At 41.1% G+C, this 21,846-nt stretch carries 22 protein-coding genes and 3 tRNA genes; 12 read left to right on the forward strand and 13 right to left on the reverse strand.

Going from position 1 to position 21,846, the window contains the following annotated elements; translation table 11 throughout:
• Position 1 precedes the first annotated feature (1 nt).
• The 4 genes from FLP08_RS09835 to FLP08_RS09850 all read right to left on the reverse strand — a co-directional run bounded on the left by FLP08_RS09835 (position 2) and on the right by FLP08_RS09850 (position 3,586).
• A complete protein-coding gene (locus FLP08_RS09835; protein ID WP_156276420.1) occupies positions 2-880 on the reverse strand; it encodes a lysophospholipid acyltransferase family protein in 879 nt (292 codons plus the stop codon).
• A 4-nt stretch (positions 881-884) separates the two neighbouring features.
• Positions 885-1,616, reverse strand: coding sequence for a flexirubin biosynthesis SDR family reductase FlxB (gene flxB / locus FLP08_RS09840; RefSeq protein WP_156276422.1), 732 nt, complete (start codon positions 1,614-1,616; stop codon positions 885-887).
• A gap of 2 nt (positions 1,617-1,618) precedes the next feature.
• Positions 1,619-3,151, reverse strand: coding sequence for a flexirubin biosynthesis tyrosine ammonia-lyase FlxA (gene flxA / locus FLP08_RS09845; protein ID WP_156276424.1), 1,533 nt, complete (start codon positions 3,149-3,151; stop codon positions 1,619-1,621).
• 297 nt (positions 3,152-3,448) lie between these two features.
• On the reverse strand, positions 3,449-3,586 hold the full coding sequence (locus tag FLP08_RS09850; RefSeq protein ID WP_156276426.1) for a hypothetical protein: 138 nt from the start codon (positions 3,584-3,586) through the stop codon (positions 3,449-3,451).
• A gap of 9 nt (positions 3,587-3,595) precedes the next feature.
• Here FLP08_RS09850 and FLP08_RS09855 point away from each other — a divergent pair, with 9 nt between their 5' ends.
• The 3 genes from FLP08_RS09855 to FLP08_RS09865 all read left to right on the forward strand — a co-directional run bounded on the left by FLP08_RS09855 (position 3,596) and on the right by FLP08_RS09865 (position 5,284).
• Complete coding sequence (locus FLP08_RS09855) at positions 3,596-4,831, forward strand: NAD(P)/FAD-dependent oxidoreductase (RefSeq protein WP_156276428.1); 1,236 nt, start codon at positions 3,596-3,598, stop codon at positions 4,829-4,831.
• 162 nt (positions 4,832-4,993) lie between these two features.
• Positions 4,994-5,076, forward strand: a tRNA-Ser gene (locus FLP08_RS09860).
• Positions 5,077-5,206: 130 nt separating this feature from the next.
• A tRNA-Pro gene (locus FLP08_RS09865) sits at positions 5,207-5,284 on the forward strand.
• A 232-nt stretch (positions 5,285-5,516) separates the two neighbouring features.
• On the opposite strand, the gene FLP08_RS09870 is transcribed toward FLP08_RS09865, so the two are convergent.
• Positions 5,517-6,299 (reverse strand): DUF1206 domain-containing protein, encoded by a 783-nt coding sequence (locus FLP08_RS09870; RefSeq protein WP_156276430.1) that lies wholly within the window; start codon positions 6,297-6,299, stop codon positions 5,517-5,519.
• 290 nt (positions 6,300-6,589) lie between these two features.
• On the opposite strand from FLP08_RS09870, the gene FLP08_RS09875 reads away from it, so the two are divergent.
• Positions 6,590-7,705, forward strand: a complete 1,116-nt coding sequence (locus FLP08_RS09875; protein ID WP_156276432.1) for an adenylate/guanylate cyclase domain-containing protein — start codon at positions 6,590-6,592, stop codon at positions 7,703-7,705.
• A 324-nt stretch (positions 7,706-8,029) separates the two neighbouring features.
• On the opposite strand, the gene FLP08_RS09880 is transcribed toward FLP08_RS09875, so the two are convergent.
• On the reverse strand, positions 8,030-8,260 hold the full coding sequence (locus FLP08_RS09880) for a hypothetical protein (protein ID WP_156276434.1): 231 nt from the start codon (positions 8,258-8,260) through the stop codon (positions 8,030-8,032).
• Positions 8,261-8,716: 456 nt separating this feature from the next.
• Here FLP08_RS09880 and FLP08_RS09885 point away from each other — a divergent pair, with 456 nt between their 5' ends.
• Together FLP08_RS09885 and mgrA are read left to right on the forward strand one after the other, a co-directional pair.
• The gene (locus FLP08_RS09885) at positions 8,717-9,175 is read left to right on the forward strand and encodes a hypothetical protein (protein ID WP_156276436.1); all 459 of its coding nucleotides are present in this window, start codon (positions 8,717-8,719) and stop codon (positions 9,173-9,175) included.
• Between the two features lie 74 nt (positions 9,176-9,249).
• Positions 9,250-10,245 (forward strand): L-glyceraldehyde 3-phosphate reductase, encoded by a 996-nt coding sequence (gene mgrA / locus FLP08_RS09890; RefSeq protein ID WP_156276438.1) that lies wholly within the window; start codon positions 9,250-9,252, stop codon positions 10,243-10,245.
• A 57-nt stretch (positions 10,246-10,302) separates the two neighbouring features.
• Here mgrA and FLP08_RS09895 read toward each other — a convergent pair whose 3' ends face one another.
• Genes FLP08_RS09895 through FLP08_RS09915 form a run of 5 tightly spaced genes read right to left on the reverse strand, consistent with a single transcriptional unit; the run spans position 10,303 to position 14,373 of the window.
• A complete protein-coding gene (locus FLP08_RS09895; protein ID WP_156276440.1) occupies positions 10,303-11,274 on the reverse strand; it encodes a type I phosphomannose isomerase catalytic subunit in 972 nt (323 codons plus the stop codon).
• An 8-nt stretch (positions 11,275-11,282) separates the two neighbouring features.
• On the reverse strand, positions 11,283-12,899 hold the full coding sequence (locus FLP08_RS09900; protein WP_156276442.1) for an ArnT family glycosyltransferase: 1,617 nt from the start codon (positions 12,897-12,899) through the stop codon (positions 11,283-11,285).
• A complete protein-coding gene (locus tag FLP08_RS09905; protein WP_156276444.1) occupies positions 12,883-13,509 on the reverse strand; it encodes a lipid-A-disaccharide synthase N-terminal domain-containing protein in 627 nt (208 codons plus the stop codon). The genes FLP08_RS09900 and FLP08_RS09905 overlap by 17 nt, the downstream gene beginning before the upstream one ends.
• The gene (locus FLP08_RS09910) at positions 13,502-14,218 is read right to left on the reverse strand and encodes a glycosyltransferase family 2 protein (protein ID WP_156276446.1); all 717 of its coding nucleotides are present in this window, start codon (positions 14,216-14,218) and stop codon (positions 13,502-13,504) included. The genes FLP08_RS09905 and FLP08_RS09910 overlap by 8 nt, the downstream gene beginning before the upstream one ends.
• On the reverse strand, positions 14,215-14,373 hold the full coding sequence (locus FLP08_RS09915) for a hypothetical protein (protein ID WP_156276448.1): 159 nt from the start codon (positions 14,371-14,373) through the stop codon (positions 14,215-14,217). The genes FLP08_RS09910 and FLP08_RS09915 overlap by 4 nt, the downstream gene beginning before the upstream one ends.
• Before the next feature lie 186 nt (positions 14,374-14,559).
• Here FLP08_RS09915 and FLP08_RS09920 point away from each other — a divergent pair, with 186 nt between their 5' ends.
• The 6 genes from FLP08_RS09920 to FLP08_RS09945 all read left to right on the forward strand — a co-directional run bounded on the left by FLP08_RS09920 (position 14,560) and on the right by FLP08_RS09945 (position 20,273).
• Complete coding sequence (locus tag FLP08_RS09920; RefSeq protein WP_156276450.1) at positions 14,560-14,805, forward strand: hypothetical protein; 246 nt, start codon at positions 14,560-14,562, stop codon at positions 14,803-14,805.
• A gap of 146 nt (positions 14,806-14,951) precedes the next feature.
• Positions 14,952-15,025, forward strand: a tRNA-Arg gene (locus FLP08_RS09925).
• Between the two features lie 408 nt (positions 15,026-15,433).
• Positions 15,434-17,284, forward strand: a complete 1,851-nt coding sequence (locus FLP08_RS09930; RefSeq protein ID WP_156276452.1) for a peptidase MATCAP family protein — start codon at positions 15,434-15,436, stop codon at positions 17,282-17,284.
• The gene (locus tag FLP08_RS09935) at positions 17,281-18,327 is read left to right on the forward strand and encodes a glutathione synthetase (RefSeq protein ID WP_156276454.1); all 1,047 of its coding nucleotides are present in this window, start codon (positions 17,281-17,283) and stop codon (positions 18,325-18,327) included. The genes FLP08_RS09930 and FLP08_RS09935 overlap by 4 nt, the downstream gene beginning before the upstream one ends.
• Positions 18,328-18,337: 10 nt before the next feature.
• The gene (locus FLP08_RS09940; RefSeq protein ID WP_156276456.1) at positions 18,338-19,249 is read left to right on the forward strand and encodes a M14 family metallopeptidase; all 912 of its coding nucleotides are present in this window, start codon (positions 18,338-18,340) and stop codon (positions 19,247-19,249) included.
• 145 nt (positions 19,250-19,394) lie between these two features.
• A complete protein-coding gene (locus tag FLP08_RS09945; protein WP_156276458.1) occupies positions 19,395-20,273 on the forward strand; it encodes a DUF6268 family outer membrane beta-barrel protein in 879 nt (292 codons plus the stop codon).
• Positions 20,274-20,289: 16 nt separating this feature from the next.
• Here FLP08_RS09945 and FLP08_RS09950 read toward each other — a convergent pair whose 3' ends face one another.
• Positions 20,290-20,610, reverse strand: a complete 321-nt coding sequence (locus FLP08_RS09950) for a hypothetical protein (RefSeq protein WP_156276460.1) — start codon at positions 20,608-20,610, stop codon at positions 20,290-20,292.
• A gap of 76 nt (positions 20,611-20,686) precedes the next feature.
• A complete protein-coding gene (locus FLP08_RS09955) occupies positions 20,687-21,829 on the reverse strand; it encodes a lactonase family protein (RefSeq protein WP_156276462.1) in 1,143 nt (380 codons plus the stop codon).
• Between the last annotated feature and the right edge of the window lie 17 nt (positions 21,830-21,846).

The raw sequence follows: 21,846 nt of genomic DNA on the forward strand, positions 1-21,846 counted from the left end.
ATTAACTGAAATCGTTCCAATAATCGTAGTAATTATACCACTGATGAGGATATTTTCTAACCATTTTTTCGAGGTCCTCAAGATAGGATTTTAATATTTCCTGTGCTGTGCATTTTTCGGGTTTGTTGGGCCTGGCGTAGAAATGATAGTGAAAATTACTTTCCCGCATAAGATGAACAAAAAGCACCGGGATCTTATTCCTACCGGCCAGCTTGAATGGTCCCTGGGGAAATTTCACTTTTTCACCCAGGAATTCAGCCTCATAGGTCTTAGAATGTTCCAGATACCTGTCCGCAGCGAAAACAAGCAATTCATTATTGGCCAGAGCCTCTTTCATATGAAAGATATGGCTCAGGTCTTCCTGCAAAACAATTATCTTAACTTCTGAAGTTCCGGTTACCGACTCGAGATAATTCTTTATCTGTTGGTGTTCAAAATCGGTAACCACCAGGTTTACCACCGCTTCGGAATGTTTTTCTTCAAAGAAATGTTTTGCCAGGTTAAAATTACCGATATGAGCCGTAAGCAAAATACCCCCTTTTTTCTGGGCCAGAAGGGCTTCTATATGCTCAACTCCATCAAATTCAAAGCTAAACTTATGCTTTAAACCACTGGTTATGGCCACACGGTCAAGCTGTATCCTCCCGAAGGTAAAGTAACTGCGATAGACATTTAGCGCTGCCCGTATTGGAGAATAACCCAGTCTTTTTCGGAACAGGAAATAAGTGCTTTTGGTCGAGGTAAAAGAAAAGAAGATGAAATATAGGGCCACGAAAAGGAGCACAAAATAGGCGGCATATAATCCAAAAATTTTAATGATCTGAACATAGATCTTGAAACCTAGAAGTGTACCCCGAGATTTTCCTTTCCAGGTAGCCATAAAATTATGAGTATAATCCCCCGTTAATATTGATCACTTCCCCGGTGATGTATGATGCCTTTTCCGAAGCCAGAAAACTTACCAGGTTGGCTACTTCTTCTGCTTCTCCAAAACGGTTGATAGGAATATGTTTCTTTAATTCGGCTTCATCAAAATCTTTGGTCATATCTGACTGGATAAAGCCCGGTGCCACCGCATTCACGGTCACCTTTCTTTTTCCAATTTCCTGGGCCAGGGCCTTGGTCGCCGAGATCATCGCACCTTTGGCTGCGGAATAATTCACCTGTCCCGGGTTACCTTTTAAACCGGAAAGCGAGACCATATTGATCACCCTTCCATACCGGGCTCTGAGCATATCCTTTAAAACTGCCTGGGTCACATTATAAAAGCCATTTAGACTGGTATCGATTACAGAATCCCAGGCCTCCTTATTGGTCCAGATGAACAGCCCGTCCTTGGTAATACCGGCATTGTTCACCAGGATTTCAATTTTAGCCTCCGGATGCTCATTTTTCCATTTTTCAATGGCATCCTGGGTGGCTTCAGTACTGGCGACATCAAATTTCAAAATATCACATTCAACCCCAAGTTTTTGAACCTCTTTACGAGTAGCTCCTGCAGCCTCGGTATTTGAATGATAATTAAGTAAAATATTATACTTAAGTTCTTCAGCCAGTTTTAAACAAACAGCTTTCCCGATTCCTCTGGACCCGCCGGTCACCAGTGCGTACTTCATAATTAGTATGCTTCGTTATTTTTCAGATAATCCTTTAATCTTTCAATTTCGCCATAAAGCGGGCGATCTTCTTCCACTTGCGGAATAATCTCTCTTAACTCCCCAAGTTTCGAATGGGTTGCTGAAGATAGCCTGTCGTCAAAATCAAGGAAATACAGTGCCTGTACGATCGTGGCAAGCTCGGTGGAGATCACCTCGAAACTATTCTCTATCACCTTCCTGGTCATATTAGCCGAATTTGCCCCCATGCTCACAATATCCTGATTATCGTTATTGTTCGGGATACTGTGCACATACATGGAATTGGAAAGCATTTGATTTTCAGCCGTTGTAGAAACAGCGGTGAACTGAGCCCCCTGCATTCCGAAATTAAGGCCCAGGGTTCCCATATTAACAAATGGAGGAAGAATATCATTTAGTTTGGCATTGAGCAGATAATTTAACTGTCTTTCAGCCAGCATCGAGGTTTTGGTGATGGCCAGGCGAAGTTTATCCATTTCCAGGGAAACATAATCTCCATGAAAATTACCCCCGTGGTAAACATGTTCTGTTTCCACATCGATAATAGGGTTATCGTTAGCCGAGTTCACTTCCTCGATAAGGATCTTCAAAGAGTTTTCCAGCGTATCCAGAACCGGACCCAGGATCTGCGGCACACATCTAAGGCTATAGTATTCCTGTACCTTTTCCTTGAAAAAGCTGTTCTTATCTGCACCACTGGAATATAAATGGTCGTTACGGTCGCGGGTAAGTTTTGAATCTTGGAGGTGACTGCGCATTTTTTCAGCAACTTTTTGCTGGCCTTTATGTAATTTCGAGGCGTTCAATTCTTCTGAAAGATGATCGTCATAAGCTTCCACGATCTCATTGATCACAGAACTGCAATAAATCGCCCAGTTTAATAGTCTTCTAGAATATACCAGGTTAACGATCCCAATCCCGGTCATCGCGGAGGTACCATTCATAATGGCCAGGCCTTCCCTGATCTTTATTTCTGCAGGCTGAATGTCAAGTTGGTCAAAAACATCCTTCGTATGCTGGCGCTGTCCATTATAAATCACTTCGCCTTCACCAATGATCACCAGAGCCAGGTGTGCTAACTGAACCAGGTCCCCGGAAGCTCCTACTCCACCATGTTCAAAAATCACAGGGTATACGTTCTTATTGATAAGATCGGCCAAAGTCTCCGCTACCGAACTGTGAATGCCTGATTTTCCCAGGCCCAGGGTATTCAAACGGGCCAGCATGAGCGCCTTCACGTACTTTTCTTCCATGATCGCCCCCGCTCCAGATGAATGACTTCTTATGAGATTTAACTGCAGTTTTATCTTATCCTCATCGCTGACCCTGTACTGGGCCATGGGACCAAATCCCGTATTCACCCCGTAAATGATCTTGTTCTGGGAAAAATCCTTCAGGAACTCAAAACTATTTTCGAGTCTTTGCTCGGTAAGCTTCCCCAGCTCAATCTCCTCATTTTCAAAAACTACCCGGTAAAAGTCGGTAAAATCAAGTGCATTATCTAAGTTCAGCATATACCTTTCTGCTATTAATTATAGGTTCGGGACCAGTGTTAAAACTTTTAACAAATGTAGTACAATTAATAGAAAAGACTGGAAAGGATACCCGCTGAAATTCTAAAAGTATAGCAAGATACCTTTGGTTTTATTGCTAAAATTAAGCTAAGATGAATTTATTATTAGCTACGTATTCCCAATTTTAAATTATGGTTAGATGTTTGAAACACACCAGAATTTCTGGGCTTAGAAATATACATTTGGAAAAGAATAGTATTTAAGGACTGGACCTTGTAAGAATAAAATTGATTCTTTCTAACCACCAATTTCCTCCTTATTACTATTCGTTTGCTTATATCTCAGGAAAAGTCCTGGCGATCCTGTCAGGGCTTTTTTTTCTTCAGGTCTCATATCCAATTCACGCATTCTCACTATGTTTGTCTTCCAAATCATCTACATTTTATGAAGAGGGAAAACATAGATATTGTGATCATTGGAGCTGGGCCTTCCGGCAGTGTGGCTGCGGGATACTTGGAACAAAAGGGAGCCTCCGTTCTGGTTTTGGAGAAACAGAAATTCCCCAGATTTGTTATCGGTGAAAGTTTGATCCCTCGTTGTATGGATAATTTCGAAGAGGCCGGTTTCCTAGAGGTTCTGAAAGAGCAGGGATACCAGAAAAAATTCGGGGCCAGGTTCATAAGGAAACAACAGATAGCAGATTTTGATTTCAGCAAGAAATTTGGAGAAGGCTGGGATTGGACCTGGCAGGTACCGAGGGCAGATTTTGACAAAAAACTCACTGATCATTTAAGCTCCCGCAGAGTGGATATCAGGTTCGAGACCGAAATAGTCTCTTTGGAAAGGCTTGATGACCATTGGATAATCATTACCAGGGACAGCCATGGAGAAGAATATGAAATAATGGCCCAGTTCATTATAGACTCTAGCGGGAACGGACGCGTTCTTGCCAGAAATCTAAATCTGGAAGCACCTCCAAAGATCTACGAGCACTCCTCCATGTTCACACATATAACTGAAACTGCCCGGCCCGACGGGATCGAGGGAGAACAGATCACCTTTGAAATCCTGGACACCAATACCTGGTTCTGGTATATTCCTTTCTCTAACGGAGTTTCCAGCCTGGGCTTTGTGGGACCTAATTCGTGGTTGGACCAGTTTGGGGAAAACCGTACATCGGCTTTCAGAAGAATGCTGGAGGAATTGAATTTCTATAGAAAAAGGTTTGATAGCTACGAACTTAATTTTGACCCCATAAGGATCAGAAACATCTCCAAAAATGTAAAGTACATTAATGGCGATGGTTTCGCACTCACGGGAAACTCGGCTGAATTTCTGGACCCGGTTTTTTCCTCTGGAGTCGCTTTCGCTACCGAATCTGGATTACTGGCTGCGAAACTGGCCTTCCGGGAGATCCAGGGGGAAACTATAGATTGGCAAAAGGAATATTCAGATTATATCAGGAAAGGCGTTGATGTTTTCTCTACTTATGTAAAGGAATGGTATACAGGCAAACTGCAGGAGATCTTTTTTCATTCCGAACCTAATCCCCAGATAAAGGCACAGATCTGCGCCGTGCTGGCCGGTTATGTTTGGAACCAGAAGAATCCTTTTGTTCGAAATCATGACAGGGCCCTGGAAAATCTTTATAAGCTGATTAGTACCGAAAAAATAATTTGATTTTTTTTCGCGACATAGTAGACTGAAGTCAAGTAATTTAAAATTACACCAGCGGTTTCACCACAAAAAATAACCGAAAAAAGGAATAAAAGGTTTGGATGGTAGGTAAGTAAAAGTTACATTTGCAACCGCAAAATTACTTGCGAAGTTCATAAGAATAACGGAGAGGTGGCAGAGTGGTAATGCAGCAGCCTGCTAAGCTGTCATCCTTCTTGGATGCCCGGGTTCGAATCCCGGTCTCTCCGCAAAATTTTTAGTCTGTGGTTTATTTATTCTCCTTTTCAGCCGAAAAGACAGGAATAGGTTTCCTCCGCTTCCCGGCTGCTTTTTTAAAGTAATTTGGAACGGATAAGGCTAAAAATACAGATTGTTATTCGGGGTGTAGCGTAGCCCGGTTATCGCGCCTGCTTTGGGAGCAGGAGGCCGCAGGTTCGAATCCTGCCACCCCGACCAAAAGCCTTGCATTTTTAATGTGAGGCTTTTTTTATTACTAAAAAAATACGCAGGTTCTCCCGATGTTTCGGGACTGCCACCCCGACCAAATGCCTTACATACTTAATGTGAGGCTTTTTTTGTTTCTAAAATTAAAAAGCCAGTTGAGCTTATTTTCCCATAAGGAGTCTATGAAATAAAATACCCCGGCTGAGCAATTCAACCGGGGTATTTCATTATTAAAAATAATATTTTATCTAAGGCTGGCTACAGAAATAGCTGGGTATTTAGCTTTGATGAACATGTAAACCCCATAAGCTACAAGACCTATAGCAACGATCCCTAGAGCTACAGAACCAAATTCGCTTTGTATATAGCTGAAGGCATCTGTAGTGGTGCTCACCTTGTTCCCACTGGAAAGACCGGAGCTAAGAGTTAGGTAGGCCATAAAACCAATTACGATTCCCCTTGCGGTATGTCCTACCTTACCGGCTTTAAGGAGTAATTCCTGGGCTTTTCTATCCATACCTGCTTCCTCTACTTCTTCCCTGAACTTATTGGAATAAGCTCTGTAAAGATCATAAATAGCTTTTATCGCCATTCCAATACCTATGACAATCGCTATGGTATCTCCATTAGAACCAGACATAAGCGATCCCATCATTCCACCAGAACTTCCGGAGCTGCTTCCAAAAGCCAGTTTAAAAGCATAAAATGAAAATCCTGCATAGATAAGTCCACTAATAAAGAAAGCTACCCTTTTGGCGTAACCTTTAAAATTATCTTCAAACCCCTTAGGGTTGGCAAAAACCTGGTACATTCTCCAGAAAACATATCCTAAAAGACCAATTCCCAGGATTACAAGTAATATCTGACCGTAAGATTGCTGGGCTACATATTGTAATGCGCCTTTACTACCCGATTTTTGTCCACCCTGGCCAAAAGCTGCGAGTGCCGTTAAAACTCCTATTAGGGAATATACTGCTCCTTTCGCAGCCATTCCGAAGCGTGCAAAATTTTCCTTCTTATTACTCATTATTATGAAATTTGGTTGGTTAATTTTAATTAAAGTTATAGGAAAATGAGGTCCTTACTAAATAATTAGAAAAATTTTATACTAACTTTAGCTTAATCTGGCAGATTTAATAAATTTGATCAACCTGAATAATGAGGTTAAAGTCTTTGATCTTCATGGTGTTCAATAAAAAAAGTAAGGATTTATTTCTAAGATGATAAGCCTTCGTTAAAAAGGATTCCATTTAGAGATCTTTAATACTTTAACCCGCGAACTTACCCACTTCTCTTGGTCTTTTATCTGACAAAAAGATGCACCTAAGGCCAAAAATTAAGTTTCAGTTATTCCTTGTTCTGGGAATAACCCTTTTCTGGATCACCAGCGGAGCATTTATGGCTTTTTATAAATGCGTAAATTATATCCCTGGCAAAGATGAATTCGAATTCATAGTTCCTAACCAGTTAAGTTTTAGTGCCTTCTTACTTATAAATATCATAGGCCCGGCCGTAGGTGGATTTATTGGGGGTAGTATTCTCGTATTTAAGCTGAGTGACCAGCTTAGGGGAAAAAGTTACTGGAACTATATGCTGGTTAATTTTCTTTTCTTCCTGGGCTTTATTCTCATCTTAAACACACTGGTTCCTTATATATTCTATTACAGGGATGAGATCGCTGCAGCCGATGAACCACTGAAAACAGCAATTGACCTGCTACTTTTAAGCCCCTATGCCATAAGAAATGTAATTACCTGGCTTATTATAGCCTGGTTTACCATACAGGGTTTAAAGATCTATGAGAAATATGCCCCAACAACAATTATCGCAATGCTCCTGGGCCGATTCCACCGACCTCATGAAGTAGACAGGATCTTTATGTTCCTCGACCTGTCTTATTCAACCAGCATTGCGGAAAAACTGGGACATATTAGGTTCTTCAGCCTGTTGAAGGATTTTTTCGGGGATATGACAGATCCTATTCTGAATTCCCAGGGAGAGATCTACCAGTATGTAGGAGATGAGATCGTTATTTCCTGGGCTTCCCGAAAATCGGTCATCGAAGGCTTACAACCCATCAAATGTTTCTACAGGATAGAAAAAAGCATACAGGAGCGCAGGGATTATTACCTTCAAAATTATGACCTAGTACCGGTTTTTAAAGCTGCCATACATAAAGGTCCAGTGGTAGTTGGAGAAATGGGTGCTATAAAAAGAGAGATCGTCTATTCCGGGGATATTCTTAACACAACTTCCAGATTAATGGAGCAATGTTCTGTCTTCAATCAAAAACTGATCATTTCAAATGAAATTCTTGAGGGGATCCCAATTGAAAGAAGAAAGGATTATTGTCTCAAACATTTAGGAGAACTAGCGCTAAGGGGTAAATCAAGTAAATGTCATTTATACGGAGTGAACCAACTTACTAATTAATTATACCCGTTACAAAAACTCTACTGCACAAAAGCACAGGGGAAAATATGCCCACCGAGAAGCATAGGGCAATATTGCTATGATTTACAGACCGGACTACCGAATAATTCTGGTCTAGTTATTACTATTTGAATACCGTAATAAAGATGATCAGGAGAATGCTTATCAAAAAAATAACAAACCTTACCTGATCTTCACGTTTTGCCTGTGAGCTCATAATTCATTCGATTATAAGGTTACAATAATTTGTAAGGGGCCAAAACGTAGGGATAGAATTTATTACTGATTATCAGTAACTTGAGATAAAAATAAAAAATTATTTTATTAGGGTTCTGCTTTTTCAATAAATTTTTGATGGTCTTTAAGCCATTTATTGAGTTTTACAGACTTATTTCGGGAAACTTTTTTTCCATTCTTTACTTCATACCAGTTTTCATCGTTGGAACAGGCATAAGCCTTAACATATGAGCTTAGGGATAAACCGAAAAGTTTATAGGTATGCAGCACCTTTACTATATAGGTGTCTTCCGGTTTGGAAATATTAACTAGCTTCATATTCATCAAATTAATATTTACTCTTCCTTCAGTTAGTTGGGCATCCGGAGGGACCTGGCTTATGATAGCCAGAATGGTACCTCTGGTAAATTTTAAACTTCAAAATAACAGGTTTTAGCCTAGACAATTCAAATAACATCTGGTAAATAAGTGTTAAGATTCGACCACTTATAATTCCTACTGAGCTTTCAATTTTCAAGGAATACCAAAATTCATTGGAGCTAGTAGATAGAATACATAACCTCCTGGCGCTTAATAAGCTGGTTATAATTTATGGATAATTTATGATTTTAATAAAATTCAACTGTTAATATGATTTTTATAATGTTCTCAAATCCAGTTTTCTAAGGTGAAGATCTATAAGATTTTAAATGTTAATTCTTAAAATTTACTTAAATAAACGCAATAGCCTTTTTAACTTTACGTTCCCCATAAACCAATAAAATCTTATACCCTATGAAAAGATTTAAATTAGTGTTTGTCCTGTTGATGGTTGGAATCATGATGTCTTGCGATACTGACCGGGACGATCTTGAGCTTACTGAAGCTGAAGCAAGAGAACTTAACCTTATCGCCTCCCAAGGACAGTGGAAGATTTCAGAAGCTAGTTATAATAATGTTGAAACTACTGCAAATTATAGTTCCTACGTATTTTTATTTGAGGATGGCAATAACCTTACCGCAAAATCAGACTTCGAGTCGGTAAGCGGCACGTGGCGGGTTGGTAATGATTCGGGTGATGAGTTTGATCCCTACAACGATCTGGATTTTCATATCTTCTTCAATTCTGCCGGGAAATTAGGTGAACTGGCTAATAATTATGATGTTATTTCCGCTACCTCGAGCCAGATCAGACTTCAGCTCGGAGAAAATGCAAACGGTACCACTGCCCGGCTCACATTCAGTAAAAATTAAGATTCCTAAATAAATCTGTTTATCCCAATTGAGGGCATAATTCCGTATTTTTGCTTCGTTAAAAAAGTGAAATTATGGAATCCTATAAAGCTTCTGAAGATCGTTACGATAAAATGCAATACCGCCGTTGCGGAAAAAGTGGTATCAAACTGCCGCTCTTATCCCTTGGCCTATGGCATAATTTCGGTGACAACGATGATTTTGAGAATGCCCGTAACATCCTGAGAACTGCCTTTGACCATGGAATCACCCATTTTGACCTGGCAAATAACTATGGTCCACCTTATGGGTCTGCAGAAAAGAACTTCGGAAAGATCTTTAAAAAAGATTTTAAACAATACCGGGATGAGCTTATAATTTCTACCAAGGCAGGCTGGGATATGTGGCCCGGGCCGTATGGCAATTTTGGTTCCAGGAAATATTTGATCGCCAGCCTGGACCAGTCCCTAAAAAGAATGGGGCTGGAATATGTAGATATATTCTATCACCACCGGCCAGATCCAGATACACCCCTGGAGGAAACCATGGGCGCTTTAGACCAGATCGTAAGACAGGGCAAGGCACTTTATGTAGGTATTTCACAATACAATGCCGAAGATACTGCAAGGGCCGCAAAAATTCTCAAATCCCAGGGCACCCCATTCCTTATTCACCAGCCCAGATATAATATGATAGATCGCTGGGTTGAAGATGGTCTTCTGGACACCCTTGAAGACCTGGGAACTGGAAGTATCGTTTTTTCTCCGCTGGAACAGGGTATTCTTACTTCTAAATATCTTCATGGAATTCCGGAAGATTCCAGGGCAGCCAGGGAAGGCAGCTACCTGGATAGATCGCAGATCTCCGAAGAGCGAATCAAGCAGATCCAGGAACTTAACAAGATCGCAGAATCAAGAGGTCAGAGCCTGGCCCAGATGGCAGTGGCCTGGCTTCTGAAAGATGAAAGAGTAACCTCGGTTCTTGTAGGAGTAAGTAAAGTTTCCCAGTTAAAGGACAATATCGCAGCGATAGAAAATATCAACTTTTCTGAAGATGAATTAAAAAGAATAGATACCATCCTGAAGTTCTAGGTAGCATCTGTGTTTAACGAAATAGAACTCAGTAGAATAAATATTTCCTGCTGAGTTCTATTTTATATAAACTTCCAGAAGTTCTGCCTGCCCGGCCTCTATGGTAAGTTTCTGTGTAGAAGCTGGGATCAAAATACTCTCCCCTTTTTGAATGTTTTCAGACTTATCTCCAATAGTGATCTTAGCCTGGCCATCAACGCACATATAAATCACAAAGGAATCAAGAGCAGAATAATCCTTTTCCAAAATTCCCTTTACAGGAAGAAAATTAGTGGTGAAGTACTCACAGGAAGCAATTTCAGAGGAAGAATTCAGCTTTTTATCATATTTAAGCCAGTAATCGTCCTTTTTCTCGAAATCTATCGCATCCAGGGCCAGGTCTGTATGCAGCTCCCGGGCATTCCCTTCGGCATCCACCCTATCCCAATCGTAGATCCTGTAAGTGATATCTGAGGTCTGCTGAATTTCAGCAAGCAGAATTCCTCCGCCTATAGCGTGGACTTTGCCAGTATTTATAAAGACAGAATCGCCTTTGCTCACTTCTTCGAAATTGAGAATCTCGGTGATCTTTCCTCTTTCCAGATAGTCTAGGTATTCCCTTTTATCCAACTCTTTTTTAAAGCCGATGTTAAGTTTAGAACCGGCATCTGCCTGCATCACGTACCACATTTCGGTCTTTCCAAAAGAATTATGCCTCTGTTTGGCCAACTCGTCGTTGGGATGCAACTGTACCGAAAGATCTGTCTTAGCGTCGATGAACTTGATAAGCAAAGGGAAATCATTCCCAAACCTGGCATAAACCTTCTCTCCTACCAGCTCTGCTTTATATTCTTTAATGAGATCGGTAAGTTTTTTACCGGCATCGGCACCTTTTGCCACTACAGAAATATTGCCCTCGACCCCTGAAATTTCCCAGCTCTCACCTACCTGATCACCCTGGGTATCCTTATTCAGGATCTTCTTTAGTTTATTTCCTCCCCAGATCTTGTCCTGAAGTATAGGTTTGAATTTTATAGGATAATTGATCATGGCTATAATTATTTTTTACTGACTAGATAAAGATCCCTGTAAAGGCGATCCTTATGTTTATTACCAACCGGATTCATGTCTATCTCATCCAGCTTTTCTATTTTATAGGCTGAAAAAGTTTCCCGAAGTTTATCTTCATTGTTCTCGGTAGATAGTAAAAGGAATTTGTTCTCATCGGGTATATCGTAACTTTCTCCATTAAACAGCACTTTTATGGGCCGGCCATATTCCCAAATGATCTCGGGAGTAAATGAACGGAATTCGTAAACCGGCATTGGATGTTCTTCCCGGTAAACATCGACCTTGGCGATACTTTGATAGGCCGGATTCACTTCGATCTTTTTCGCGATAGGCAGCCCAAAGAAGATGATACTAATAATAAACCAAACCGTAAGATAGAAAACCGGCTTAATTCGGTTCTTTTTCAGATAATAGAACATGAGCAGACCAATTACTGCCAGGCAGATAGAGGTCATAACGAACCATGGCTGTATGCCTGTAAGCTGATCCTGGAAATAAATGATCCCGGCAACGGGAAACACCAATCCGATTAGGCCTATAAGTCCAAAATTGAAATATACTATCCACTTTTCCTTAGAAGGCATCATGTCGAACCTTCTGAATAGATATTCAATATAAAAGGCTGTATTTAATGCCAGCGGAATTAGAACAGGTAATAAGTATCGTGATTTTTTTTCAGGAATAATGGACAGAAGGATCACCGAGGCCAGGGTCCAGATAAGGCTGAACTTGTAACCTGTTTTGCTAAATACCCGTTCTTTCAGGTACGGGTATAGCAATCCTACAAAGGCCGGGATGGTCCAGATCCCGCTCTGTATCACAAAGCTCCAGTAATAATAGAAAGGCCTTACGTTATAATCCAGCCAGCGACCGGTCTCCTTATCGGTAATTTTGGTAACTGCATTGGTATCGAAGTAATATACATAAAGGCTCCAGGAGGCGGCAATCGATGCGGCAAAGGTCAGCATTAACGCTACCGGTATAATCCTCGACCTGAAATTCCTGAATTTGTATACACTCCCAAAGGCAATAAGAAAAGGCAGCATGAGGGCATACATAGATACAGGTCCCTTACTTAAGAACGAACACCCCAGCAAAAGTCCGGACAGTATTGCATTCCTGTATTTGTTGGCTTCTTGGGTAAATAGTTTATACATCCCGTAAATAGCCATGATCATATAAGCGTGGGTGTGGATATCCCATTGCCCGTCCCGCCCGGAATAAAGGATATAAAAAGAGGTCGCGCCTGTAAGCCCGGAAAGGAAAGCATATTTCCTGTTCTCACTGAACTTCAGCCCGAGTTTATAGATAAAGATCACCGTTAGGGTACCCATTATAGCCGCAGGCAGTCTCAATGCAAAAAGGCTTTTCATTCCGAAGATAAGCATGGAAACCGCTGTCATCCAGGTTGGAAGCGGTGGTTTTTCGTACCTGGGTTCATCATTCAGAGTGGTGAAGATCCAGTGATTGAGATTGATCATTTCCCTGGCGGTAACAAAATTACGGGCCTCCATGATATTCACATAGATGGCATCCAGGTTCACAAAAAATATGGCTATACAAACCAGTACCAGTAAAAGAAGGTAATTATCCTTTAATTTCATTCTTTTGAATATAGATATTTCGAATATACATAATCAGCCCGAAACCATGTCCAGCCAGCAGGACGGGATCCTTTCTGAAAACCGCATAGATAAGTATCAATCCGGAGCCCAGCAGGCTCAGAAACCAGAAACCCATGGGCAGGCTTGAGATTTTCTTTCTTTCAGAATAGATCCACTGGTAAACAAACCTTAAGGTAAAAATTAACTGGCCAAAAGAGCCAAGAATCAGTAACCAAAATGGAATATTTTCATTCCTGAAAAGTGAGGCTGCATCATATTGGTTATTATTAAAACCATAGATCACTATCAAAACTGGAAAAGCAAATAAAAATATGCGGAATACCCTGGGAAATCTGGCCCATTCACCCTGGAACTGCAGGTTCCTAATATAAATGAAATAGGTTAGGGTTTGTCCCAGCATGATCGCGAAATCATCCCTTAGATAACCGTAGACAAAAAGCAGGAATGACGCCAGCAAACTAAGATGCCAGAATAGAACGGGGGTGATTATTTTTTTGCTCTTTTCAGAAAGCAGCCATTGCAGGATCATGCGGCCAGAAAAAAGCAATTGGGCTAAAAAACCAAGTGCATAGATCAACCAGCTACTCATTTTTTTGAGCCACTTTATATTTGATGTAGGATTTTTTCATCCACACATAGGCGAAACAATCCATCAACGGCCCCATAAAACGGTTCCTGAAATTATATTTTGATTCTCCGGCGAGCCTGGGGTAATGCGGTATCTCCACTTCCTTAATCTTGCCATCCTGCAGTAAGACCATAGCCGGTAAAAACCTTTGCAAACCTTTGAACATCGGGATATTCTGGGCGTAGGAGGTTTTTAGAATTTTAAGAGGACAACCTGTATCATGCATATAATCTCTGGTGAACAGATTCCGTACGCCATTTCCAACCTTGGAAGAGATCCTTTTTACAAAGGTGTCCTTGCGGTCCCTTCTCCAACCTGTTACAAGATCGTATTCTCCTATAAAAGGAAGAAGTTTTTCAAAATCCTGCGGATAGGTTTGCAGGTCAGCATCCAGGTATCCCAGGATAGGTGTTTCAGTATGATCAAAAGCGGCCTTAAGTGCGGCTCCTTTCCCGAAGTTCCTCTCAAATATCAGGTAACTGAAATGCTCATTTTTGTTACAAAAATCCATGATAAGCCTGGCGCTTTGGTCTGAAGAACCATCATCTACCAGTAAGATCCTGGTCTTCTTTGAAGCGACTTCCAGGTAATCCTTCAGCTGAACGAAAAGCTGCGGCAAACAGTCTTCCTCATTATAAACGGGGACTATTATGGTAAATTCGTAGATCATGCTTTGGCATTAATTCCGCATCTAAGGTCCAGCGTTCTGTCACCGGTTTTTAGTACGAGTTTGATAGAGTAGGAATTTAAAGCCTGGGTAGAAATCAAATAGGGCTTCATTTTATTCTCATAAACAGGAGAGATCTTTAGCAGAAATTCAGGCATAAACGTATTCTCGAAATTCGGTGCTAAATTAAGATAATTTTACGAACCTGAAGTATTGCATTTTACCGACAAAAATGGTAGTTCAAAGAAAATATTTCAACTTTTAGCTACTGAGCGAAATATCCCTCTATATTTGAATGCCCAATCTACGACCTACCTGCCTGGCTAACTGTAAAATAACTGGTTATGCTAAAGCAAACTGATTTCATTTTTACTACCGAAGAGGATTACAAAAGAATACAACTAATTAAAGATCGTATTCAAAATATACATACCTCTCCAAAGTTTTTTGGGCTTCCTTTAAAAACCCTGGAATTGATAAGGCGATTCAACAGCTTATACCTGCAGGTTATCGATCAAAATGACTCGAAGCCTAGTAACATGAATCAATTAATGATCACCACCAGAGGCCTTGAGTCAGAATTATTTTAAAAAATTATAGAACACCCTTATTATACTAACTACTGATTATCAAAAACTTCCTTCGGGAAGTTTTTCTTTTTTTCAGAAAGGAGAATTTTTAAGCAAAAAAAACATTGTATTATTTATAAAGTGGCTTATATTTGCAACCGCAAAACGGTGGCATAGCTCAGCTGGATAGAGCACCTGCCTTCTAAGCAGGCGGTCCCAGGTTCGAATCCTGGTGCCATCACGAAAAGTCGCGCTCCTAGCGCGACTTTTTTGTTTTTATAACTTTCCTAAAATTGACCGATCTTGATCAAATTTGAACGAACCGTTCTTTCTAATCAAGAAAAATCAAAAGATTCGCTTAGTCTTTATTTGTCCTGCTGTCACTTTTAAATTGCCAGTCTTCTTAGAAAATGGATATTTAAAAATTCTATATCAATGTTTACCGGCATTGCCGAAATTAGGTATGGCAGAAACCTTAATCCTTTCATAAATCTTTACGAGCCCCTCTTAAAGAATTGTCAAAACACGTTTCAACCCGGTGGTTCACTGATTATCTTTCTAAATTAGGTATTGTAAGAATTAGAAATCAATCTTAAAAACCCTATGAACAGGGCCTTCCACGGCTTTGTTTAATTAAGTTTTCGAAAAAATGCAGGAAATACCTGATTTATCTGAAAATTCCATTGAACAAATATTAACAATTCTTGAAAAAGATGGGGAGATTAGTTGTGAGCTTCCCGGCAACGGGATCCTACATATAGAAAAGGAGCTTCCCTACCTGGTAATTTACCGTATAAAACAAAACGACCGCGGCACCAGGCGCTTAGTTACCAATGAATCTTCTTACCTGGTGATCGGAGATAAGGACTTCGAAGGCTACCAAAGGCTTTTATACTGCATCTCAGATAAGTTTTCAGCGAAAATGAAATCCTATCTCTTATTTGAAATTTATTCTGGCAGTGCCGATTCATCAAAAATAAGTATCAAAGGTCCGGCAGATCGTCTCCCTTCAACGCTTAAGACCTTGGAAGAAGAATTCTTAAAGATCAATAATGAATTTACCGGCCTATACCTGGATACAGAGATCCACGATACTCCAAACCGGCAGGCCGAAGGTGAAGAACCTCTTATGGGGATAGAACAGGCTAAAAATTGTGGGGCGGTGCTTGTGGGATTAGAGATTCCCCCCATATATAGAAATGATGAGAACAGGCTTTACCCCGTATTTTTCAGGAATTTCAAGGATTATTTGATCAGGGTGATGCATCGTAGTTTTTACGAATTCATAAGAGTACAAACTTCGGGTGGGGTCGCCAGTTTTAATGCCCTGGGCAGAAAATATCTGAAACCGGTAGTTTTTGAGATCGACAAGCAACTGGCAGATATCGAAAGGTCTTACCAGTTCCTTTGGCTGGTCTCCCCTGCCAATATTCAGGATATAAAAAAGGAATTTTTCAGCAGCAATTATAAAAAGGTGATCGATTATCACTATCGGTTATTACCTGTTGATCCCGATGTACTAAAAAGACGCCTGTATAACCTTAAGATCGAAGATATTGACGATCCGGCAATGTCCTACCTTTTCCGCGAGAAAAGGGAAGAACTGGACATGCAGATCACCATGCTAAGTGAACGTGGTACCAGAAACTTTCTTTATGACAGTATCAGATTGTATAAAGGTGTGGAAACCAATCTGTGTGAAGAAGCTCGGGACATCCTGAATAATGTACCTGAAGACCCCGGAGAACATACAGAAGACCTGCTAGATGCCAAGGCATTTAGCAGCCTGGCCCGGAAAGAATTCGACTATTTCAGGCAGCAGGATGAGAATTTCAAGTGTAAGGTCCACATAAGGAGCGATGTGAACGTTATGATGGTTTCCCATGGAGAACTTTATATCCCGGCAGATTACAAGATGAACCGTGTGGAAGCTGAAGCCCTGATACAACACGAGGTGGGCACCCACGTCCTTACTTATTATAATGGCAGCAAACAGCCCTTGCAGCAACTCAGTATTGGCCTGGCAGATTATGACCCGCTGCAGGAGGGGCTGGCGGTGATGTCTGAATTCATGGTAGACGGTCTTACCGGTAACCGATTAAGAATCCTTGCGGGAAGGGTACTGGCCGGGGAAGCCCTTATGAAAGGGGGAAATTTCCAGGAGATCTTCCGCCTCCTGAAAACAGATTACGGATTCCTGCCAGAAAGAGCCTTTAACATTACTTCCCGTATTATGCAGGGAGGAGGTTTTATGAAAGACATTATCTATCTCAAAGGACTTGTACTTTTAAAAGAACATATAAAGAATGGAGGTGATTACGAACCTCTATTGGCCGGGAAATTCGGAATAAAACATTCCGGTATCATCAAGGAGCTTACCGACAGGAAAGTTCTTAAACCACTGCAGATCAAACCGAGTTACCTGCACAGTGAAAAAATGTATAAAAAATTAGAACTAATCAGGCAAGGCCTAAGCCTTCCACAAATGGTATGTAAATGAAAATATGCTTTGTATTAAATGATATTGAAACAGAAGGCAATGGTACTTCTACAGCTTTAATGTGTATGGCCCACCAACGCGGGCATGAAGTTTTCGCGATGGGAGTCGGGGATTTTAATTTCCACCACGACGCGCCCATCACCATAAATGCCACCCAGATACCAAAAAATACCAAGACCAAGTCTCCGGGAAAATTCCTTGAAGCTCTACAAGGCAAAAAAGCAAGGAAAAAACAGCTGGATTGTAATGAACTTGATGTTTTGTTTATTCGAAACAATCCTACTGAAGAAGTAGGAAGGCAATGGGCAGAACAGGCCGGAGTAGCTTTTGGCCGCATGGTGCAACAGGCAGATGTTTTGGTTCTTAATGATGCCTACGCCCTCTCCCACGCTTTTATAGACAAATTATATTTTGAAGAGCTTCCCGCAGAGATCAAACCAGATTCTCTCATTACCAGGGATAAAGATCAGCTGCTCGATTTCTGGGAGAAAAAGGATAAGAAAATGGTGCTAAAACCACTGGAAGGATCTGGTGGGCAGGATGTATATTTAATAGATGAACATGAAAAGAACGTTAACCAGATCATAGATCATTTAAGCTCTCAAGGTTATGTGATCGCCCAGGAATTCCTTCCCGCCGTGAAAGACGGTGATGTAAGGGTCTTGCTGCTCAATGGTAAGGTTATGGAAAAAGATGGCGAAAAGGCCATTATCCGGAGAGTTGCCGGGGAAGGTGAATTCAGAAGTAATTTTGCCCTGGGAGCAACGGCAGACAGTAGTGACCTAACTCCAGAAATGCAGCGAATCGTAGACCTTACTGCGCCGAAGCTAATACGTGACGGGCTCTTTTTTGTAGGCCTGGACATCGTGAAAGACAAACTCATCGAGATAAATGTGCTAAGTCCAGGCGGAATGGAACATTTCAAGGATATAGGCCTTCCTCCATTTACCGATGTGGTGATAGAAGCTATAGAAAGAAAAGTTGAATATAAGAAGATGTACGAAGGTCAGCTGAGCAACAGGACCTTGGCGACTATGAACTAAACTACCAGAAATGGAACAACTATTAGACGAAAAAGTTTCTAGGATAATTGGAAAATACACTACAGGAAATAACGGCCCTTTGCTCTTTGTGACCGGAGGCATACATGGAAATGAACCCAGCGGTGTAAAAGCGCTGCAAAAAGTTTTCCGGGAACTTGAAAAAACAAAGCCAGATATTAAGGGGACTCTCATTGGAGTAGCCGGGAATAAGGAAGCGCTGAACCAAAACAGGCGATATGTGGATGAGGACCTGAACAGGACCTGGACCAAAGACAATATCGCCGATGGCGGCCGGGAAACTCATGAGACCAAAGAAATGTTCGAGATCATGGATATACTAAAAGAATATCCCGAAGAAGATTTTACCAAGAGATATTTTCTGGATTGTCATACAACCTCATCGGCAAGCCTCCCCTATGTTTCTGTGCAGGTAGTGAACGATAACGATGAATGGGCGCATAAATTTCCCACTTATATCATTCGAGGCTTTAGCGATATCATTACGGGAGATATAGACCATTACCTCAGCCGTATAGGTATGACCGGATTCGTTTTTGAAGCAGGACAGCATACCGACAAAACTTCCCAGGAAAACCATGAAGGAGTGATCTGGTTAGCCTTGAAAGAAGCATGTGACCTGGACTTGGAAAAGATCTCCACTTACCCGGAATGTGTGAACAGGTTCGCTGAGAAAAACGCGCCAGACCAAAAGACCTTTGAGATCATTCATCGTCACGGACTAAGGGAAAATGATGTTTTCGAGATGCAACCAGGATATGAGAACTTTCAGAAGATCGAAAAAGGAGAATTGCTGGCCAAACAGAACGGAAAAGAAATTAGAAGTGAATGGAATGCCAGGATCTTTATGCCTCTTTACCAAACCCAGGGCAACGATGGTTTCTTCGTGGTAGAAGAAGTTTAAACACTAAAGATTAAAAGTTATGATCAGGCAGCCTGAAAGGGCTGCTTTTTTTTGTTTAAATTTAAAGTAGAATTCTTTCTGTGCCTGGCCTCCCCTTTTCACTTTAGAAGCTTGTCTACATTATTACCTGCTTAAATCTAAAATAATGAAGAGCAATAGGATCATACTTATTTTCTGGGTTTTAAGTGTATCCTATTTTCCAACCTGCCTTGGACAGTCTTATTTCGATATCATAAATCTTCAATATGAGCATGCTGCCTATTCTCCAGGTAACACAGATAACTTCAGTATTAACAGGATACAGGCAAGATTCAATTTTGCCTTCGAGCTGGAGAATGAAGATCTTATCCTGGCAAATTATTTAGGAGAAAGCTTCAGTTTCAAAGACCTGAAGTACAACGGGGCTGAAATAGATCTATATTCTCACTTTTTAAGCGGCGGCTATCTCCATTTCTGGAAAGACAAGGAATGGAGTTTTCTGGCTCAGGCCAGGATCAAACTGAATTCAGATATATTTAAACCCGCTTTTGGCCAGTTACAACTGGGTGGATGGTTCATGTTCACCTATAACAGGAACGATCAATTAAGTTATTTCGCCGGGGGATATTATAACCAGGAAGTTAATAAAGACCTTATATTCCCCATTGGTGGACTCCACTGGACCCCGAATGACAAATGGAACTTATATGTACTTATCCCCTCACAGGTAAGGTTCGAATGGATGCTGAAAAAGAAAAGCTGGTATACCGGCCTGGAAAGCGACTGGACCCTGAATACCTATCTACTCGGGAACAATCCAGATATCTATTATTTCCGGAAAGAAACGCTGCTCACCTCCTTCTTCATTGAAAAACATCTCTCCGAAAAACTGGTTCTCTATGCGAGGATAGGCAATTACCAGATCAATGATTACGAAGCCTTTAATGAATTCGAGCAACTGATCACGCAAGCACAACTGGATTCAGATCTAATAAAAAATATTAGCCTGCAGGCTGGTCTGGCTTACAGATTAAGATTCAGATAATTTTTATGGTTTACTCCTACTGCCTCACCACCCCTATCACCTGGCCGGTGTTGCAGTTAAGTCTAAGCAATTCACGGTTTCCAACCCCATACATTCCAGAAGGCACTCGATAATCGCCTTTACCTCCCTGGGCAGAAACCATAATGATCTCGGTGCCATCTCGTGGATCAACCAACGGGCTTTTACAGGCATTATCTTCAAACTTGACACCCTGCTTTGGCTGGAAGGCTTCAGGAACATCACTGGCAGCACTCAGGCTTTTATCTTCAAAACTCTGAGAGGATCCGCAGCCCATTAAGATTGTCGAAATACATAAGTATAAAAAGGATCTTTTCATCACATAAAATTTTAGAAAACCTCTAAAATTACTCAAAAATCGAATCCCTATTTAAAAAATAAATACCTGAAAAAGTTTATTTTACAAATTCAAGGCATACCGGGGTCTTAATCTCAAAAACCCTAGGCTGTACCTTTAATTTTCCGGTATTCGGATCGATCTTGTAAGTGGTAATATTACCGGTATCCTGGCTTGCCGCGTACAAATACCTTCCAAAGGGTGAGATGGCAAAATTCCTCGGTGTCTCTCCGGCAATAGGAAAATGGTCTATGGTGCTCAGTTTACCCGTTTCAGCATCTATCTTAAAAGCTGCGATACTGTTATGTCCTCTATTAGAGGCATAAAGAAAATTGCCCCCGGGATGTATATGAATATCTGCCGCAGAATTTTTGTTCCTGTAGCTCTGTGGTAGTGAAGATATGTCCTGTATATGTTCAAGGCCACCATGCTCCTTGATCGCGAAAACGCTCAAACTGCTGTTCAGCTCATTTATAGAATAGGCGAAACTACCGTTCTTGGCCAGGCTCATATGTCTCGGACCGGCACCTTTCTTTAGCTCTACCGCTCCCTGCCTGTGTGGTTGCAATTTGCCTTCCATCCTATCGAAATCATAGACCCAGATCTTATCATTTCCCAGGTCGGCTATATAAGCATAACGGTTATCCCCACTAACCTTTACCGAATGTGCATGTGCGGCATCGGGATTCTCCAGTTTTATTTCCTGGTTCTTTTCCAGGCTTCCGTCTGTATTGATCTTGTAGACCATCACTACTCCGCCCATATAATTGCTCACAAAGGCAAATTTACCTGAACGGTCCAGCGCAATATGGCAGGGAGCATATCCGCCGGTTCCTAATTTGGAAATATTTCTAAGCGCCCCATCCTTAAGGATCTCAAAGGAATGGATAAAACCACTTTCTCCGTCCCCAGGTCCAAGTTCACTGACGGCAAAAAGATACTTACCCATTTTTCCAACTTTCACGAAAGAAGGGTTGGTCATTTCAGCAGCCGTTCCAACAAACTTAAGTTCACCGGTAGAAGGATTCTGATTGATCAGATAAATACCTTTAGCCTTCCCATCTACATGACCTTCTTTGCGAGTGTAAGTACCCACGTAAATTTTATTGATAGAATCGGTCTGTATGCCCGCATTCATCTGGGAATGCGACGGCAGGGAAAACAGGATCCCAAAAACGAGTATTACAAGATTTCTTTTCATATTCATTGGTTTATGGT

Source organism: Christiangramia aestuarii (assembly GCF_009735585.1).
GTDB lineage: Bacteria > Bacteroidota > Bacteroidia > Flavobacteriales > Flavobacteriaceae > Christiangramia > Christiangramia aestuarii.

Coding starts and splice junctions, on each gene's coding strand:
- FLP08_RS09835 (WP_156276420.1), bottom strand. CDS start 880: ATGGCTACCTGGAAAGGAAAATCTCGGGGTACACTTCTAGGTTTCAAG.
- flxB (WP_156276422.1), bottom strand. CDS start 1,616: ATGAAGTACGCACTGGTGACCGGCGGGTCCAGAGGAATCGGGAAAGCT.
- flxA (WP_156276424.1), bottom strand. CDS start 3,151: ATGCTGAACTTAGATAATGCACTTGATTTTACCGACTTTTACCGGGTA.
- FLP08_RS09850 (WP_156276426.1), bottom strand. CDS start 3,586: ATGATTTGGAAGACAAACATAGTGAGAATGCGTGAATTGGATATGAGA.
- FLP08_RS09855 (WP_156276428.1), top strand. CDS start 3,596: ATGAAGAGGGAAAACATAGATATTGTGATCATTGGAGCTGGGCCTTCC.
- FLP08_RS09870 (WP_156276430.1), bottom strand. CDS start 6,299: ATGAGTAATAAGAAGGAAAATTTTGCACGCTTCGGAATGGCTGCGAAA.
- FLP08_RS09875 (WP_156276432.1), top strand. CDS start 6,590: ATGCACCTAAGGCCAAAAATTAAGTTTCAGTTATTCCTTGTTCTGGGA.
- FLP08_RS09880 (WP_156276434.1), bottom strand. CDS start 8,260: ATGAAGCTAGTTAATATTTCCAAACCGGAAGACACCTATATAGTAAAG.
- FLP08_RS09885 (WP_156276436.1), top strand. CDS start 8,717: ATGAAAAGATTTAAATTAGTGTTTGTCCTGTTGATGGTTGGAATCATG.
- mgrA (WP_156276438.1), top strand. CDS start 9,250: ATGGAATCCTATAAAGCTTCTGAAGATCGTTACGATAAAATGCAATAC.
- FLP08_RS09895 (WP_156276440.1), bottom strand. CDS start 11,274: ATGATCAATTATCCTATAAAATTCAAACCTATACTTCAGGACAAGATC.
- FLP08_RS09900 (WP_156276442.1), bottom strand. CDS start 12,899: ATGAAATTAAAGGATAATTACCTTCTTTTACTGGTACTGGTTTGTATA.
- FLP08_RS09905 (WP_156276444.1), bottom strand. CDS start 13,509: ATGAGTAGCTGGTTGATCTATGCACTTGGTTTTTTAGCCCAATTGCTT.
- FLP08_RS09910 (WP_156276446.1), bottom strand. CDS start 14,218: ATGATCTACGAATTTACCATAATAGTCCCCGTTTATAATGAGGAAGAC.
- FLP08_RS09915 (WP_156276448.1), bottom strand. CDS start 14,373: ATGCCTGAATTTCTGCTAAAGATCTCTCCTGTTTATGAGAATAAAATG.
- FLP08_RS09920 (WP_156276450.1), top strand. CDS start 14,560: ATGCTAAAGCAAACTGATTTCATTTTTACTACCGAAGAGGATTACAAA.
- FLP08_RS09930 (WP_156276452.1), top strand. CDS start 15,434: ATGCAGGAAATACCTGATTTATCTGAAAATTCCATTGAACAAATATTA.
- FLP08_RS09935 (WP_156276454.1), top strand. CDS start 17,281: ATGAAAATATGCTTTGTATTAAATGATATTGAAACAGAAGGCAATGGT.
- FLP08_RS09940 (WP_156276456.1), top strand. CDS start 18,338: ATGGAACAACTATTAGACGAAAAAGTTTCTAGGATAATTGGAAAATAC.
- FLP08_RS09945 (WP_156276458.1), top strand. CDS start 19,395: ATGAAGAGCAATAGGATCATACTTATTTTCTGGGTTTTAAGTGTATCC.
- FLP08_RS09950 (WP_156276460.1), bottom strand. CDS start 20,610: ATGAAAAGATCCTTTTTATACTTATGTATTTCGACAATCTTAATGGGC.
- FLP08_RS09955 (WP_156276462.1), bottom strand. CDS start 21,829: ATGAAAAGAAATCTTGTAATACTCGTTTTTGGGATCCTGTTTTCCCTG.